Annotated in this window: 14 protein-coding genes and 1 tRNA gene; 10 read left to right on the forward strand and 5 right to left on the reverse strand. The window is 63.1% G+C overall.

What is annotated here, in order from left to right; all coding sequences use genetic code 11:
• Nucleotides 1–2 precede the first annotated feature (2 nt).
• Both ACS3WA_RS02005 and ACS3WA_RS02010 read right to left on the reverse strand, forming a co-directional pair.
• Nucleotides 3–911, reverse strand: a complete 909-nt coding sequence (locus ACS3WA_RS02005) for a methylated-DNA--[protein]-cysteine S-methyltransferase (RefSeq protein ID WP_438276880.1) — start codon at nt 909–911, stop codon at nt 3–5.
• Nucleotides 912–1,092: 181 nt separating this feature from the next.
• Nucleotides 1,093–1,620, reverse strand: coding sequence for a DUF2244 domain-containing protein (locus ACS3WA_RS02010; protein ID WP_438276881.1), 528 nt, complete (start codon nt 1,618–1,620; stop codon nt 1,093–1,095).
• A gap of 22 nt (nt 1,621–1,642) precedes the next feature.
• Between ACS3WA_RS02010 and nth the strand changes: the two genes are divergently transcribed.
• Complete coding sequence (gene nth, locus ACS3WA_RS02015) at nt 1,643–2,530, forward strand: endonuclease III (RefSeq protein WP_438276882.1); 888 nt, start codon at nt 1,643–1,645, stop codon at nt 2,528–2,530.
• 303 nt (nt 2,531–2,833) lie between these two features.
• Here the strand turns inward: nth and rpsA are convergent, their stop codons facing one another.
• The 3 genes from rpsA to aroA form a co-directional block, all read right to left on the reverse strand.
• On the reverse strand, nt 2,834–4,534 hold the full coding sequence (gene rpsA, locus ACS3WA_RS02020) for a 30S ribosomal protein S1 (protein ID WP_438276883.1): 1,701 nt from the start codon (nt 4,532–4,534) through the stop codon (nt 2,834–2,836).
• A 374-nt stretch (nt 4,535–4,908) separates the two neighbouring features.
• On the reverse strand, nt 4,909–5,538 hold the full coding sequence (gene cmk / locus ACS3WA_RS02025; RefSeq protein WP_438276884.1) for a (d)CMP kinase: 630 nt from the start codon (nt 5,536–5,538) through the stop codon (nt 4,909–4,911).
• Nucleotides 5,535–6,881: a 3-phosphoshikimate 1-carboxyvinyltransferase gene (gene aroA / locus ACS3WA_RS02030; protein ID WP_438276988.1), complete on the reverse strand. Its 1,347-nt coding sequence runs from the start codon at nt 6,879–6,881 to the stop codon at nt 5,535–5,537. Before aroA ends, cmk begins: the two co-directional genes overlap by 4 nt.
• Nucleotides 6,882–7,029: 148 nt before the next feature.
• Here aroA and ACS3WA_RS02035 point away from each other — a divergent pair, with 148 nt between their 5' ends.
• The 9 genes from ACS3WA_RS02035 to ilvD all read left to right on the forward strand — a co-directional run bounded on the left by ACS3WA_RS02035 (nt 7,030) and on the right by ilvD (nt 15,227).
• Nucleotides 7,030–7,449 carry a TIGR02300 family protein gene (locus tag ACS3WA_RS02035; RefSeq protein ID WP_438276885.1) on the forward strand — a complete coding sequence of 140 codons (420 nt, stop codon included), beginning with the start codon at nt 7,030–7,032 and terminating at the stop codon, nt 7,447–7,449.
• Nucleotides 7,450–7,630: 181 nt separating this feature from the next.
• Nucleotides 7,631–7,706: transfer RNA gene (locus ACS3WA_RS02040), tRNA-Ala, on the forward strand.
• A 324-nt stretch (nt 7,707–8,030) separates the two neighbouring features.
• Nucleotides 8,031–9,347, forward strand: a complete 1,317-nt coding sequence (gene ugpB, locus ACS3WA_RS02045; RefSeq protein ID WP_438276886.1) for a sn-glycerol-3-phosphate ABC transporter substrate-binding protein UgpB — start codon at nt 8,031–8,033, stop codon at nt 9,345–9,347.
• A 106-nt stretch (nt 9,348–9,453) separates the two neighbouring features.
• Nucleotides 9,454–10,335, forward strand: coding sequence for a sn-glycerol-3-phosphate ABC transporter permease UgpA (ugpA, locus tag ACS3WA_RS02050; RefSeq protein WP_438276887.1), 882 nt, complete (start codon nt 9,454–9,456; stop codon nt 10,333–10,335).
• Complete coding sequence (gene ugpE, locus ACS3WA_RS02055) at nt 10,335–11,183, forward strand: sn-glycerol-3-phosphate ABC transporter permease UgpE (protein ID WP_438276888.1); 849 nt, start codon at nt 10,335–10,337, stop codon at nt 11,181–11,183. Before ugpA ends, ugpE begins: the two co-directional genes overlap by 1 nt.
• Nucleotides 11,184–11,189: 6 nt before the next feature.
• Nucleotides 11,190–12,281 (forward strand): sn-glycerol-3-phosphate import ATP-binding protein UgpC, encoded by a 1,092-nt coding sequence (locus ACS3WA_RS02060; RefSeq protein ID WP_438276889.1) that lies wholly within the window; start codon nt 11,190–11,192, stop codon nt 12,279–12,281.
• A gap of 175 nt (nt 12,282–12,456) precedes the next feature.
• Nucleotides 12,457–12,882 (forward strand): Hsp20 family protein, encoded by a 426-nt coding sequence (locus ACS3WA_RS02065; protein ID WP_438276989.1) that lies wholly within the window; start codon nt 12,457–12,459, stop codon nt 12,880–12,882.
• Nucleotides 12,883–12,978: 96 nt separating this feature from the next.
• Nucleotides 12,979–13,245, forward strand: a complete 267-nt coding sequence (locus tag ACS3WA_RS02070; protein WP_438276890.1) for a DUF1150 family protein — start codon at nt 12,979–12,981, stop codon at nt 13,243–13,245.
• 137 nt (nt 13,246–13,382) lie between these two features.
• A complete protein-coding gene (gene ilvD, locus ACS3WA_RS02075) occupies nt 13,383–15,227 on the forward strand; it encodes a dihydroxy-acid dehydratase (protein WP_438276891.1) in 1,845 nt (614 codons plus the stop codon).
• The last annotated feature ends 252 nt before the right edge of the window (nt 15,228–15,479 follow it).

Here is a 15,479-nt window from a genome sequence, read left to right on the forward strand (position 1 = left end):
CCTCATTCGAGGCCGGTCTGGCCGGCTTCCCAACCCAGCATCGCCTGCTTGCGGGTGATTCCCCAGTGATATCCGGTCAGCGCGCCGCTCTTGCCGAGCACGCGATGGCAGGGCACCACGAACGATATCGGGTTCTTGCCGACCGCAGCGCCGACGGCGCGCGACGCCTTCGGGCGGTCGATATCAGCGGCAATGTTTGAATAGGTCGTGGCATTGCCCATGGGAATCCTGAGCAGGGTCTGCCAGACCCGGACCTCGAAGTCCGTGCCGATCAGAACCACGCGCAGCGGCTGATCCGCTCGCCAGAGATCCGTGTCGAACACTCGCTGCGCGAGCGCGGCCGTTCGGGCGTGGTCCTCGACATAGGTCGCATTGGGCCAGCGACGCTTCATATCGGTCAGGGCGGTCTGCTCATCGCCGGGGTCGGCGAAAGCCAATCCGGCAAGGCCGCGGTCGCTGGCGATCACGATCGCTGTCCCGAACGGTGAGGGATGAAAGCCGACGGCGAGCCTCGTGCCTGCGCCGCCGTTCTTCCATTCGCCGGGCGACATCGCCTCATGCGTGACGAACAGGTCGTGCAGGCGTCCCGGACCGGACAGGCCGGAGTCGAGGGCTGCGTCGAGCACGCTGGCCGATTTTCGCAACAGTCTCCTGGCGTGGTCGAGCGTGAGCGCCTGCATGAAGGCTTTCGGCGTCAACCCCGCCCAGCGGCGAAAGAGGTGATGCAACTCGTCCGGAGTAACACCGGCGGCATCGGCCATCGCTTCGACCGTCGGCTGCGTGCGCCAGAATTTTGAGATGAAGGCGATCGCGCGACGCACCGAATCGTAATCGCGCAATGCAGCGTTTTGTGAGCCGGGCCTTGCGAGGCGCGGATCGGTCGGAGCGAGTTCTTTTGCGAGCGTCACCATGCTTGGAATGTAGGGCGATCGCCTTGTCGCGGCCACCCGATTCCCGCGACGGCTTTTATTGCGTTTTCGAGCGAGGCATGCCCTCGGGCCTGGCCCGAGGGCGGGATAAGTTCGCGTGAGGACAACGCGTCAAAACAAAATCGTGGAGCCCGCTTCTGATTCCATCACAAGCGGAAAGACTCTAGGTGATCGGATTGTAGATCGGACCGCGCTTCGCGATCTGGAGCGCGTTGGAGAAGGCTTTGACGAAACTCAACTTTTCATCCGGGCCAAGAAAATTTGCGATCGAGATCCGGCGGCCGCGCGAAACCAGATAGAGCCGCTCGATGCCGAATTCCTCGTGCACGATCTTTTCGAGATGCACCCATAGCGGATTGGAGACCCATTCGACGATGTGACCGCGGTGGGTGGTGCGGCGCACCCGCAACTCGAGGTGAGTAATGGAGATTTCCTCGGTGGCCTTGGCGCGCTGGAAGTTGACCCGGAATGCCCAGTAGATGGCGAGGACGTCCAGACCGAAAAAGCCGAACACCGGCCAAGCGCCCATCATCAGGAAAATCATTCCTGCGACAAAACTCCCCAGGGTCAGAACCGCCATCAGCACCATGAAACGGGCTCGGTTCAACGAGCGGTGTGGCGTCAGCAGCGCCGAAAACAGCGTCTGCTCGGCGAGCTCCGGACGACCAGCCAAGTTACTGTCTAATGCCATTGGAAACCACTATACCATGATCATGTCAAAAAACACCCGTCGCACCTTTGCAACGCTGAAGCCCGCGCGAGAACGGGCGACCAAACTCGCAAAGGGCCCTGTGGCGGATTCTCGGCAGCAAAAATCCGTTGCGGCGAAATCGAGGCAGGCTCCGGCGGTGAAAAAGCTGCGGAAACCGGCGCCGACAGCCGAGGCGAAAACCGTCGCCAAGACCGTCAGGGCCGTCGCCGGGCCGGCCGCGCGGAGGTCGGCGTCGCGCGTGCCGTCCCTGAGACCCTGGACGCGTGCCGAAGTCCGGGAGGCTTTCGTGCGTTTCCGCAAGGCCAATCCCGAGCCGAAGGGCGAGCTCGAACATCTCAACCCCTACACGCTGCTCGTCGCGGTGGTGTTGTCGGCGCAGGCGACCGACGCCGGCGTCAACAAGGCGACTCGCGCGCTGTTCGCTGTCGCCGACACACCCGCCAAGATGCTGGCGCTCGGCGAGGAAAAGGTTCGTGATTACATCAAGACCATCGGGCTCTATCGCAACAAGGCGCGGAATGTCATCGCGCTGTCGGAAAAACTGCTCACGGATTTCAACGGCGAAGTCCCGCGCAGCCGCGCCGGAATCGAATCGCTGCCCGGCGCGGGCCGCAAGACCGCAAACGTGGTGCTCAACATGGCTTTCGGGGAGCACACCATGGCGGTTGACACCCATGTCTTCCGCGTCGGCAACCGCACCGGCATGGCACCGGGCAGGACGCCGCTCGAAGTCGAGCTCGAACTCGAGCGCGTGATTCCGGACGAATTCATGCTGCATGCGCATCACTGGCTGATCCTGCACGGACGCTATACCTGCCTGGCGCGATCGCCGCGCTGTGCGGTATGCCTGATTAACGACTTGTGCCGCTGGCCGGAAAAGACGATCTAGAGCGCACTCGCTGATCCATCATCTCCGGGGGCCTGGATCACGATGGTGGATCAAAGCGATCCAAAATCATGATCGTGATCGATTCGTAATAATTTCAGAGCGGGATGCGGGCGGAAAACCGCTGCACACTTTTCCTCATCTGCTCATCCTGCTCTCCGGCGTCCACCTGGACTCGCGGAAAACCTGCGTGTCCCATAAAACGCAAACACGGGCGTTCGGGTTCCGCGGCCAAGCGTCATTGCAAAATAAAAAGGCCCCGGTCGAAACCGGGGCCTTGGTTGCTGCAACAGGGAAGCCTGAGGCTTACTTGTCCGTGCGCTGCTTCAGCGCGGTGCCGAGAATGTCGCCCAGCGTCGCGCCCGAGTCGGATGAGCCATATTGCGCAATGGCTTCTTTCTCTTCGGCGACTTCCAGCGCCTTGATCGAGACCTGCACCTTGCGGGCCTTCTTGTCGAACTGGATGACGCGGGCATCGACCTTCTCGCCGACGGCGAAACGCTCGGTGCGCTGGTCGTTGCGGTCGCGCGCCAGTTCCGAGCGCTTGATGAAGGTCTGGAACTCGGTGCCGACGATCTGCACCTCGATGCCGCCGTCCTTCACCTCGAGCACCTCGCAGGTCACGACCGCGCCCTTCTTGACGTCCCCCGGCTCGGCGAACGGGTCGCCTTCGAGTTGCTTGACGCCGAGCGAGATACGTTCCTTCTCGACGTCGACGTCGAGCACGACGGCCTTGACCATGTCGCCACGCTTGAAGTTGTCGATGACCTGCTCGCCCGGCACCTTCCAGTCGAGATCGGAGAGATGGACCATGCCGTCGACGTCGCCCTCCAGGCCGAGGAACAGGCCGAACTCGGTCTTGTTCTTGACCTCGCCCTCCACGGTCGAACCGACCGGGTGCTTTTCGACGAACGCCTCCCACGGATTGCGCATGGTCTGCTTGAGACCGAGCGAAATCCGCCGCTTGACGCTGTCGACCTCGAGCACCTGCACCTCGACTTCCTGCGACGTCGAGACGATCTTGCCGGGGTGCATGTTCTTCTTGGTCCACGACATCTCGGAAACGTGGATCAGGCCCTCGATGCCCGGCTCGAGTTCGACGAACGCGCCGTAATCGGTGATGTTGGTGACGCGGCCGGTGAAGCGGGCGTTGAGCGGATACTTCGCCTCGATGCCCTGCCACGGATCGTCCAGCAGCTGCTTCATGCCGAGCGAGATGCGGTGGGTCTCGTGGTTGATCTTGATGATCTTGACCTTCACCGTCTGACCGATGGCCAGCACCTCGGTCGGATGATTGACGCGGCGCCACGCGATATCGGTGACGTGCAGCAGGCCGTCGATGCCGCCGAGATCGACGAATGCGCCGTAGTCGGTGATGTTCTTGACCACGCCGTCGATCACCTGGCCCTCTTCGAGGTTCTGCACCAGTTCCTGGCGCTGCTCGGCGCGGGTTTCCTCGAGCACGGTGCGGCGCGACACGACGATGTTGCCGCGGCGGCGATCCATCTTGAGGATCTGGAACGGCTGCGTGTTGTTCATCAGCGGGCCGACGTCGCGAATGGGACGGATGTCCACCTGCGAGCGCGGCAGGAAGGCGACCGCGCCGTCGAGATCGACCGTGAAGCCGCCCTTGACCTGATTGAAGATGACGCCGTGAACTTTCTCGTTGTTCTGGAACGCCTTTTCGAGCTTGCCCCAGCTTTCCTCGCGGCGAGCCTTGTCGCGCGACAGCACGGCCTCGCCGAGCGCGTTCTCGATGCGGTCGAGGAACACTTCGACTTCGTCGCCGACCTTCAGCGTGCTTTCGCGGCCGGGTCCGGAGAATTCGCGCAGCGCCACGCGGCCTTCGGTCTTGAGGCCGACGTCGATGACGGCCATGTCCTTCTCGATCGCGACCACCTTGCCCTTGATGACGGAGCTTTCCTGCAGGTTGCCGCCGGCGAAGGACTCGTCGAGCATTGCGGCAAAATCGTCACGGGACGGGTTGTAGGTATCAGTCGAAGCCATTTGTTCTCCAAGCGGGATAATTGCCGGCGGTTCAGGTTGACGGGCGTTTCGCGCGGGAAGGGTCAGGGGTCCGCAATCCTGACGACCGTCGTGCGGGAACATGCAACGACGAGCCGGCAGCAGCCTTCACGTTCGAAACGATGAATGTCTCCGGGACCTTCGACGATCGCAAAACGATCGAGGGTCAAGACCTTGAGCGGGGCGTTCCTCCAATGACGGCGAGAGCTTGAAACTCCGGCCGGCCCGCTCGGACGGCCCCGACATTATCGGTGGCGGCCCGGACGCCGTGGATATAGCGCCTGAGACATTCTGCGGCAAGCGCGGATTGCGTTTCAGGAAGGAGCGCTGAAACGCCGGTCCCGCTTGCGCCAGATTCAGCGTCCTGCCCTGACCGCCTCGACAATGGCGATGGCGGCCTTCAGGCCGGCCTCGATATCGAGGTTGGAATTGTCGAGCACGTGGGCGTCGGCGGCCGCCTTCAGCGGCGCGACGGGCCTGTTGCGATCCCGGTCGTCGCGTTTGAGGATGTCTGCCAGAACCACCGCCTCGTCGACATCCTCGCCGCGCGAGCGCGCCTCCAGCGTGCGCCGGCGGGCGCGTACGACCGGATCGGCCACCACGAAGATCTTCACGTCGGCGTCGGGGCAGATCACGGTTCCGATGTCGCGTCCGTCGAGCACCGCGCCGGGCGGCTCGGTGGCAAACTGGCGCTGAAAGGTCAGAAGCGCCTCGCGCACCCCTGGGAATACCGATACCACTGACGCCGCCTCTCCGATGGCCCGGGTTTTCAGGGCCGGATGGCCGAATTTTTCCGGGTCGAGTTCGAGCGCGGCGGCGACTGCGCGCTCCTCATCAGCCGGGTCCGCGCCGGCGTCGATCAGGGCTTTCGCGACGGCACGATAAATTACGCCGGTGTCGAGATGGCGAAAGTGGTAATGCGCCGCCAGCCGCTTGCCGAGCGTGCCTTTTCCCGATGCCGCGGGTCCGTCGATGGCGATGATCATGCGAAATCCGCTCCCAGCCGCCGCATCGTCGGAATGAAATCCGGGAAACTGGTGGCGATGAAGGCAGTGTCGTCGACCTTGACCGGCGCGTCCGACGCGCATCCCATCACCAGCGCCGACATCGCGATGCGATGATCCATGTGGGTCGTGACCAGACCGCCGCCCGGCACATGGCCGCGTCCCTCGACGATCAGGTCGTCGCCGGCGATCTCGACCGCGACGCCGTTGACGCGCAGCATGGCTGCTGTCGCCTGAAGGCGGTCGGATTCCTTGACGCGCAATTCGTGCAGGCCGCGCATCACGGTAGTGCCCTCGGCAAAGGCGGCCGCGACCGCGAGCACGAGATATTCGTCGATCATCGACGGCGCTCGCTCGGCCGGCACCTCGACGCCTCGGAGTTTCGAGGCGCGCACCCGCAGTTGCGCCATCGGCTCTCCGGCATCGCTGCACGTCTCGCTCTCCTCGATCGAGGCGCCCATCTCGCGCAGTGTTGCGAACAGCCCGGTTCGCACCGGGTTGGTCATCACGTCGGTCAACACAACATCAGAGCCTGCGGTGATCAGGGCGGCGACGACCGGAAACGCGGCCGACGACGGATCGGCCGGCACCCTGACCGCGGCGCCGTGCAGTTCGGGCTGTCCGGTCAGCGAGATTTTGCGCCCGTGCGCGCCATCCGGCACGGAAACAATGGTCGCGCCAAAATGCTTCAGCATCAGCTCGGTGTGGTCGCGGCTGGCCTCGCTTTCGATGACGGTGGTGACGCCCGGCGCGGACAATCCCGCCAGCAGCACCGCCGACTTGATCTGCGCCGAGGCGACCGGCGTGCGATACACGATCGGCAGCGGATCGCGCGCGCCTTTCAGCGTCAGCGGCAGGCGGCCGCCGTCGCTTTGCGAGACCACCCGCGCGCCCATCAATTCCAGCGGATCGAGGATACGCCGCATCGGCCGCGAGCGCAGCGAACTGTCGCCATCGAAAGTCGCAGTGATTGGACAACCGGCAACCGCCCCCATCACGAGACGGCATCCGGTGCCGGAATTGCCGAAATCGAGCGGAGCTGCCGGGGTTGCGAATCCGCCGGTGCCGGCGCCGCGCACCGACCAGACGATTCCGCCTTTTTCGTCCATGCGCTCGACCCTGGCCCCCACCGCCCGCATCGCTTTGGCGGTGTTGAGCACGTCCTCGCCTTCGAGAAGGCCCGAGATCCGGGTTTCTCCGACCGCCAGCGCGCCTAGGATCAGCGACCGGTGGGAGATCGACTTGTCGCCGGGCACCCGGACGCGGCCGGTCAGGGACTGGCATTTTCGCGCTTCGAGCGGCATCGGCTGGCCGGAATGAGTCAAGATCACGGGTTCCTGTTGTGGGCGGCTGGTATCACAGGGGCGGCTGCGCGTCACGCCCGCGGCTGGGGTCTGCAAAGCGCTATTGACAGGGCCGTCGCAACTAGCCAAGTGAAGCTCCGCTTTTCAAGAATATCCCGGGATTCCCCACGTGGCCAAATCAGAGCTCGGAACCAAGCGCATCTGCCCGACCACCGGCAAGAAGTTCTACGATCTGAACAAGAACCCGGTGATCTCGCCCTATACCGGCGAAGTCGTACCGATCGTCGTGGCGCCGATGCGAACCCGCGGCGAGGCTGCGCGCGCCGCCGCTGCCGCGGCTTCCGCGTCCGATGCGACGCCGGAGCCGGCGGAAGCCGAAGAGATGGTTTCGCTGGAGGAGGCCGACGCCGAGGAAAACACCGGCAAGGTCAAGAAGGCAGTTGTCCCGGAATCCGAGGATGATATCGAGATCGACGACACCCTCGACGACGACGAGGACGACGACTCAACCTTCATCGCCGACGAGGAAGAGGGCGACGAGGACGTGACCGATATCATCGGCGACGTCGGAGACGACGAGGAGACTTGAGATCGACCCTGAACTGTGGTTCAGGGGTCTTTAGGGCCGCGCTGCTGATTTGGTGCGGACCGGTCTGGAGCGGGATGAGGAAAAGTGTGGTGCGGTTTTCCGCCCGCAGCGCGCTCTGGAATATTGGAAATGATCACGTTCACGATTCCGGATCGAATCGATCCGGAATCATCGTGATCTTGGGGCCATAGCTCAGCTGGGAGAGCGCTTGCATGGCATGCAAGAGGTCGGCGGTTCGATCCCGCCTGGCTCCACCATCGTCCGACCGATGTCCCGGGATCGCTTGAACAGACCTGCGTCCGGCTTTCTTCGCTGGCATTCCAAAGAACTGACATTCCAAAGACATGGGTACAGACGCGGGTGCCCGGCGCGATGGATTGCTGATTCCGTCCGATCCTGCGTCACGAGATGGAACCCGACCGCGATACGTTCCGTTTCATACAAGTGGTTGAGTTCCTCGATTTGACCTTTCCCTGGATGCAGTTTGCCCGGTATCCTCCTTTCGCTTTCAGGATCGTTTGCAGGTTATCCAGCGCCGTATCGCGCGAAACGAAGATAACGGCCAACCCTTGAGGAAAATGATGGGTATTCGACGATTTGCCGGGGCGGTCGCGATTGCCGCCGTTCTCGGCCTGGCGACGCCCGCTCACGCCCTGACGGAAATCCACTGGTGGCACGCCATGACCGGCGGAAACAACGACGTTATCGTCAAGCTCGCCAATGACTTCAATGCCTCGCAGAGCGACTACAAGGTGGTCCCGACCTACAAGGGCGGCTACGCCGACACCATGAACGCCGGCATCGCGGCGTTCCGGGCCGGCACCGCGCCCGCGATTCTGCAGGTGTTCGAGGTCGGCACCGCCACCATGATGGCGGCGACCGGGGCGGTGAAGCCGGTCTACAAGCTGATGGCCGAGACCGGCGAGAAGTTCGATCCGAAGGCCTATCTGCCGACTATCACCGGCTACTACTCGACCTCCAAGGGCGAGATGCTGTCGTTTCCGTTCAACTCGTCGTCCACCGTGATGTGGGTCAACCTCGACGCGCTGAAGAAAGCCAACATTGCCGAGATTCCCAAGACCTGGCCGGAAGTGTTCGACGACGCCAGGAAACTGAAAGCGGCCGGCTATACCACCTGCGGCTTCTCCAATGCCTGGGTGACCTGGGTCAATCTCGAGCAACTCTCGGCGTGGCACAACGTGCCGCTCGCGACCAAGGCCAACGGTCTCGACGGTTTCGACACCAGGCTGGTGTTCAACGGTCCGCTCCAGGTGCGTCATCTGCAGAACCTGATCGACCTGCAGAAGGACAAGACCTACGATTATTCCGGACGGACCAACACCGGAGAAGGGCGTTTCACGTCGGGAGAATGTCCGATCTTCCTGACCTCGTCGGGCTTCTTCGGCAATGTCAGCAAGCAGGCCAAATTCCACTGGACCAACGCGCCGATGCCCTACTATCCCGACGTCAAGGACGCGCCGCAGAACTCGATCATCGGCGGGGCATCGCTGTGGGTGATGGGCGGCAAATCGCCCGAGGTCTACAAGGGCGTCGCCAAGTTCCTCGCCTTCCTCTCCGATACCGATCGGCAGGTCTATATCCACAAGGTCTCCGGCTATCTGCCGATCACCAAGGCCGCCTATGCCAAGGCCAAAGAGGAGGGCTTCTACAAGGACCATCCCTATCTCGAAACGCCGTTGAAGGAATTGACCAACAAGGAGCCGACCGAGAATTCCCGCGGCCTGCGGCTCGGCAACATGGTGCAACTGCGCGACGTCTGGGCCGAGGAGATCGAGCAGGCGCTGGCGGGCAAGAAGACCGCGCAGCAGGCGCTCGATGCCGCGGTGGAGCGCGGCAACGTCATGCTGCGTCAGTTCGAGAAGACGGCGGTGAAGTGAGGCTGTCGACCAGGCCGACGGCATGCCATTGCCGGACTTGATCCGGCAATCCTGCGAAGATGATGGAGGCCCGGGGCAAGCCCGGGCATGACGCTCCGGGGCCTTCATGCAGAAGCAAACCGTCTTTCAGTCGCGTCTGTTGCCCTATCTTCTGGTCGCGCCGCAACTCGCCGTGGTGCTGATCTTTTTCTACTGGCCCGCCGTGCAGGCGGTCGTTCAGTCGTTCCTGTTGCAGGACGCTTTCGGACTGTCGACAACTTTCGTCTGGTTCGACAACTACAAGGACGTGCTGAGCCAGCCGGACTATTTCGACGCCGTGGTCCGCACCTTCGTGTTCTCCTTTCTGATCGCGCTGTCGTCGCTCTCGCTGGCCCTTCTGCTCGCCGTCATGGCCGACAGGCCGCTGCGCGGCAGCATCGTCTACCGCACGTTGCTGATCTGGCCCTATGCGATCTCGCCGCCCGTGGTGGGCGTGCTCTGGGTGTTCATGCTCAACCCATCGCTCGGCATCATCGCGCATGCACTGCGCGCCATGGGCTTCGACTGGAATCCGCTGCTCGACGGCAATCAGGCGGCGGCGCTGATCGTCCTCGCCGCGGCATGGAAACAGATTTCCTATAACTTCCTGTTTTTTCTCGCCGGCCTGCAGGCGATTCCGACGGGCGTGATCGAGGCCGCGGCGATCGACGGCGCGGGACCGGCGCGGCGGTTCTGGACCATCATCTTCCCGCTGCTGTCGCCGACGCTCTTCTTCCTCATTGTCGTCAACATCGTCTACGCTTTCTTCGATACTTTCGGCATCATCGACACCATCACGCGGGGCGGACCGGCGAACGCCACCCAGACGCTTGTCTACAAGGTCTACCAGGACGGCCTGCTCGGCGGCAATCTCGGCGGCTCGGCGGCGCAGTCCGTGATCCTGATGGGCATCGTGATCGTGCTGACCGCGATCCAGTTCCGCTTTGTCGAGCGCAGGGTGAATTACTGATGATCGAGCATCGGAAATTCGGCAACCTGATCCCGCATGTCGTGCTTTGCATCGGCGTGCTGATCGTGGCCTTTCCGGTCTATCTCGCCTTCGTCGCGACCACGCAGGACACCGCAGCCATCGCCAACGGCCAGATGTCGCTGCTGCCGGGCAATCACTTCCTCGAAACCTTTTACAAGACGCTGTTCGTCGGCTCGTCCGGCACCACGCGTGAGCCCGTGCTCGTGATGCTGTTCAACTCGCTCGTGATGGCGATGTTGATCGCTGTGGGAAAGATCGCGATCTCGATCATCTCCGCCTATGCCGTGGTTTATTTCCGCTTCCGGTTCCGGATGACGATTTTCTGGCTGATCTTCATCACGCTGATGCTGCCGGTCGAGGTCCGGATCTATCCGACCTACAAGATCGCAGCGGATCTGCATCTGCTCGACAGTTATGCCGGACTGACACTGCCGCTGATCGCCTCGGCGACCGCGACGCTGTTGTTCCGGCAGTTCTTCATGACCGTGCCGGACGAGCTGCTCGAGGCCTCGCGCATCGACGGCGCGGGTCCGTTCCGCTTTTTCAAGGATACGCTGCTGCCGCTGTCGCGCACCAACATGGCGGCGCTGTTCGTGATCCTGTTCATCCTCGGCTGGAATCAGTATTTGTGGCCGCTGCTGATTACCACCCGCGACGACATGCAGACCATCCAGATCGGAATCCGCAAGATGATCGTCACCTCCGATGCGCTGACCGAATGGCCGGTGGTGATGGCGACCGCGGTGCTCGCGATGCTTCCGCCGGTGTTCATCGTCGTGGTGATGCAGAAGCTGTTCGTGCGCGGACTGGTGGAGACGGAGAAGTGAGTTCACATGGCTGACATCACGCTCCGCAACGTCCGCAAGACCTATGCCAGCAATGTCGAGGCGATTAAGGGCATCAGCCTCGCAGTCGGCGACGGACAGTTCTGCGTGCTGGTCGGCCCTTCCGGCTGCGGCAAGTCCACGCTGCTGCGCATGGTGGCAGGCCTGGAGACCGTCACCTCGGGCGAGATCGAGATCGGCGGCAGTATCGTCAACGAGATCGGACCGGCCGACCGCGACATCGCGATGGTGTTCCAGAACTATGCGCTCTATCCGCACATGAGCGTCTACAACAATATGGCCTACGGCCTGCGCAACCGCGGCATGGCCAAGCCGGAGATCGACAGCCGTGTGCACGAGGCTGCGCAGGTTCTCGAAATCGGCTCGCTGCTCGATCGCAAGCCAAAGCAACTCTCCGGCGGCCAGCGCCAGCGCGTCGCCATGGGACGCGCGATCGTGCGGCAGCCGAAGCTGTTTCTGTTCGACGAGCCGCTGTCCAACCTCGATGCGAAGCTCCGGATCGCCATGCGGGTCGAGATCCGGAAACTGCAACGCCGGCTGAAGACCACCTCGCTCTACGTGACCCACGACCAGCTGGAGGCGATGACGCTCGCCGACATTCTGGTGGTGATGAATGGCGGCCTTGTCGAGCAGATCGGCAATCCGCTGGAGATCTACCGGAAGCCCGCCACCACCTTCGTGGCATCGTTCATCGGCGCGCCGCCGATGAACCTCATCCCCCTGCCGGGCGGCGATATAAGCCTCGCCGGCGCGGGAGCTCAGTCAGGCATACTCGGGGTCCGGCCGGAAGATCTGGTGCTGACCGACGAACCGGTTCCCCCCGGCGGCGTCGCGCTGGAACTGACCGTCGAGACGATCGAACAGGTGGGAGCCGAAACCTATGTCTATGGTGTCCGCGACCGGCCGGCCGCCGGCGCGCGGACTGCGAGCGCGAGACCGGACCAATCGCTTCCCGGCGAGATTCTGGTCCGCATCCCGGGTCAGGGCGGTCCGTCGGTCGGCGAGCGGGTTCGCGCGGTTGCAGTGCGGGACAAGCTGCATCTGTTCAGCGCCTGCGGCCGTAAGCGGCTTGATTCCTGACCCGATTTCAAAGTGTTGGCCGGTGGGCCGGACGTCTTGAACAGCGTGCAAATCATCGCCATATTCGCTCTGACCGACCGGGAAGCCCCGGACGGCCGAACGGGGCGCCGCAAGGGCCCCAGCGCACGATCCGACAGGACCGTGCACGTCAAAGTCGCTTCGAGAGGACTTTGTGATGTCTCGTGTTCCTTCGTTGTCCAGTCCATTTCTCCTGGGATTCGACGAGATTGAGCGTGCGCTCGACCGCGTCGTGAAAGGCGCCGACGGCTATCCTCCCTACAACATCGAGCGGTGCGACCGTAACAACGGCGAGCCGGAGCGCCTGCGGATCACGCTGGCGGTGGCGGGGTTCACCCGAGACCAACTCGATGTGACCATTGAGGAAAATCAGCTTGTGATCCGGGGGCGCCAACAGGAGGAGAAGGCCCGGCAATACATCCATCGCGGCATTGCCGCGCGCCACTTCCAGCGCACCTTCGTGCTGGCGGAGGGGATGTTGGTGCTGGGCGCGGACCTGAAAAACGGGCTATTGTCAGTCGATCTGGCCAGGCCGGAACCTGAAAGGGTCGTTAAGACAATCGCGATCAATGAACACGAATAATGCATGGCCCGGACAGGCAAGGACCGGTGAAAATCATGCATCCGAGTGCAACGAGTAGCGGACTCGACCGCTTAGTCTACAGAAGGAGTCGAGACCATGAGTGAAGTGAGTTCCACATTCCGACCCGAAGGCGTCTCGATCGAGACGCTGGCGCAGCTCGGCGAAGGCCATATCGCCTACGTGAAGCAGGTTCGTTCCGAGGACGTGCCGGAACTGTTTCCGCAGGCCCCGAAAATCGCGCCCGGCCTGATGCTGTTCGCGCTGCATGCCGCCGACGGCACGCCGATCATGCTCACCGATTCGCGCGAGGCCGCGGTCGCGAGCGCCTGGAGCAACGAGTTGCAGGCTGTCAGCGTGCACTGATCCTGCGCCAAGCCGGTGCGGAGCAACGAGTTAGCGGAAAGCGGCGGCGCGTTCAGCGCAGCCGCTTTTCTGTTTGCCGCCTCCGGTGGCGGGGCTGTATGGTCCCGCCAAACTGTTGAACGTCCGGGAAAAAACCCATGCCCGCCTATCGCTCCCGAACCTCCACCCACGGCCGCAACATGGCCGGTGCCCGCGGACTGTGGCGCGCCACCGGCATGAAGAACGAGGACTTCGGCAAGCCGATCATCGCCGTGGTGAATTCCTTCACCCAGTTCGTGCCCGGCCATGTGCACCTCAAGGACCTCGGCCAGCTCGTGGCGCGCGAGATCGAGAAGGCCGGCGGCGTCGCCAAGGAGTTCAACACCATCGCGGTGGATGACGGCATCGCCATGGGCCACGACGGCATGCTCTACAGCCTGCCTTCGCGAGAGATCATCGCCGACAGCGTCGAATACATGGTCAACGCGCATTGCGCCGATGCCATGGTCTGCATCTCCAATTGCGACAAGATCACGCCCGGCATGCTGATGGCATCGCTGCGCCTCAACATTCCATCGGTGTTCGTCTCCGGCGGTCCGATGGAATCCGGCAAGGTCAACCTCAACGGCAAGGTCAAGTCGATCGATTTGATCGACGCCATGATCGCCGCCGCAGACGACAAGGTCACCGACGCCGAGGTCGAGGTGATCGAGCGCTCCGCCTGTCCGACCTGCGGCTCGTGTTCGGGCATGTTCACCGCCAATTCGATGAACTGCCTGACCGAGGCGCTCGGCCTCGCATTGCCCGGCAACGGCTCGGTGCTCGCCACCCACGCCGACCGCAAGGGCCTTTTCATCGAGGCCGGCCACCTGATCGTGGATCTGGCGCGGCGCTATTACGAGCAGGACGACGGCAGCGCGCTGCCGCGCGCGATCGCGAGCTTCAAGGCGTTCGAGAACGCGATGACGCTCGACATCTCGATGGGCGGTTCCACCAACACCGTGCTGCATCTGCTCGCGGCGGCTTACGAAGGCGAAGTGCCGTTCACCATGAAGGACATCGATCGGCTGTCGCGTCGCGTGCCGGTGCTGTGCAAGGTCGCGCCTTCGGTGGCGGATGTGCATCTGGAAGACGTGCATCGCGCCGGCGGCATCATGGGCATCCTCGGCGAACTCGATCGCGCCGGCCTGATCGATAGCAGCCTTCCGACGGTTCACAGCGCCTCGCTGAACGACGCGCTGGAACGCTGGGACATCAAGCGGACGAAAAGCGACAGCGTTCGCAATTTCTATCTGGCCGCGCCGGGCGGCGTGCGCACCGAGGTCGCGTTCAGCCAGGACAGGCGATTCGAGGAACTCGACGCCGACCGCGCCAAGGGCTGCATCCGCGATGCCGAGCACGCCTTCTCGAAGGACGGCGGTCTTGCCGTACTCTACGGCAATATCGCGCGCGACGGCTGCATCGTGAAGACCGCCGGCGTCGACGATAGCATCCTGAAGTTCTCAGGTCCCGCGCGCATCTTCGAAAGCCAGGACGCCGCGGTGGACGCCATTCTCACCAACAAGATCAAGGCAGGCGACGTCGTCGTCATCCGTTACGAAGGCCCGCGCGGCGGTCCCGGCATGCAGGAGATGCTGTATCCGACCAGCTATCTGAAATCGAAAGGTCTCGGCAAGCAGTGCGCGCTGATCACCGATGGCCGTTTCTCCGGCGGCACCGCCGGCCTGTCGGTCGGCCACGCGTCGCCGGAAGCGGCGGAGGGCGGCGCGATCGGCCTTGTCGAGGAAGGCGATACGATCGAGTTCGACATTCCCAATCGCAAGGTGCATCTTGCGGTCGACGACGCCGAGATCGAGCGTCGCCGCGTAGCGATGGAGGCGAAGGGCGACAAGGCGTGGAAGCCGGCCGTGCCGCGCAAGCGCCACATCTCGATGGCGCTGAAAGCCTACGCCGCCCACGCCACCAGCGCGGCGCTCGGCGCCGTGCGGGTGGTGAAGGACTGACTGAGTACTTGTTCTCGTCATTCCGGGGCGTCGCGAAGCGACGAACCCGGAATCCAGCATCCGCAAATTCTCCTCGCGTTACTGGATTCCCGACAGCCGCTATCGCATTTTCAAGCGGTAGCCGCCGCCCGTTCGCGTAAGGAGCCCGGCTTGATTTCATCAAAGCCGGAATGGCTCTAACGCGGCTTCAAGAGTGACGAAAAGTTTTTGGCGCTTATTCCGCGAAAGCAGACGCCGGTTTTGCGATCAATG

This window comes from Nitrobacter sp. (genome assembly GCF_051535235.1).
GTDB lineage: Bacteria > Pseudomonadota > Alphaproteobacteria > Rhizobiales > Xanthobacteraceae > Nitrobacter.